This window comes from Candidatus Melainabacteria bacterium RIFOXYA2_FULL_32_9, from assembly GCA_001784615.1.
Lineage (GTDB): Bacteria > Cyanobacteriota > Vampirovibrionia > Gastranaerophilales > UBA9579 > UBA9579.
In genome coordinates this window covers 674-1,992 of record MFRQ01000132.1, presented here as the reverse complement: position 1 = coordinate 1,992, position 1,319 = coordinate 674, and the positions used below count along the sequence as shown (strand labels likewise).

Genomic DNA, 1,319 nt, shown 5'->3' with positions numbered 1-1,319 from the left:
CAAGGTTAAAAGCTTCCGGTAAAACGGTTATTCTTGGCGCAGCAGACACATTTCGTGCAGCAGCTGTTGAACAATTAACTATCTGGAGCGAGAGGGCAGGGGTTCCAATCGTAAAACAGAAGATGGGAGCAGATCCTGCCTCTGTTGCATTCGATACAATCTCATCTGCAATATCGCAAAACATTGATGTTGTTTTAATAGACACCGCCGGCAGGCTTCATAATAAGGTTAATCTGATGAATGAGCTCACAAAGATCCGGAATGTGATGAGAAAGATAATTCCTGATTCTCCTCACGAGGTGTTGCTTGTGCTTGACGGCTCTACAGGGCAGAACGCATATCAGCAGGCCAAAGAGTTCACAAAGGCTACCGATGTTACCGCACTTGCCGTGACAAAGCTTGACGGTACTGCAAAAGGGGGCGTTGTTATCGGTATCTCAGACCAGTTCAAGATACCGGTTAAGTTTATAGGTGTCGGAGAAAAAATTGAAGATCTTCAGGTGTTCAACAAAAAGGAGTTTGTTGAGTCACTCTTTACTGTAGAAAAATAGGTCATAATAGATATTCTGTAAAATAATTTCATAGTATGAAAATTTCATATAATTGGCTTAAGAGGTACCTAAATACCGAGATTGCTCCGGTTGAACTGGAAAAGATACTTACCTCAATAGGGCTTGAGGTTGAGGCAATGGAAGAGGTGGAGGATATTCCGGGCGGGCTTGCCGGTGTAGTGGTTGGAGAGGTAATTGAGTGCTCCAAACATCCGGATGCAGACAAACTTAGCCTTACCAGTGTAAACACAGGGAGCGGAGAGCTGCTCTCAATTGTGTGTGGTGCGCCAAATGTGGCTGCCGGGCAGAAGGTGTTAGTTGCAACAGTTGGAACAACACTTACATTCACGGGCGGTGAATCTGTTAAAATTAAGAGGTCTAAGATAAGAGGGGTTGAGAGTATGGGGATGATATGTGCAGAGGATGAGCTGGGGATTGGCACCTCGCACGAGGGGATAATGGTGCTTCCGCAGGAGTCTATAATTGGAACATCTGCAAAGGATTACCTTAAACTGGAGAGTGATACCATATTTGAAATAGGGCTAACACCAAACAGGATTGACGCTGCATCACACATTGGAGTTGCAAGGGATCTCTATGCATATTTGAAATATAACGGTCACGATGTGACCTTTAACATTCCATCTGTAGGTGACTTCGACTCTCTTGAAAGAGGGTCATCTCTAAAGTCTGCTCAAGTTGTTCTGGAGGCTCCCGATGGAGCTCCAAGATACTATGGGCTCACATTTGAAGATGTAAAAGTAGGTC

General features: G+C 44.6%; 2 pseudogenes (1 of these 2 cut by a window edge). Both read left to right on the top strand.

The features are described 5' to 3' along the window. Positions 1–551, top strand: a pseudogene (locus A2255_03695) (signal recognition particle-docking protein FtsY) (it extends 379 nt beyond the left edge of the window). Positions 552–586: 35 nt separating this feature from the next. After that, positions 587–1,319 (top strand): annotated as a pseudogene (locus A2255_03690) (phenylalanine--tRNA ligase subunit beta).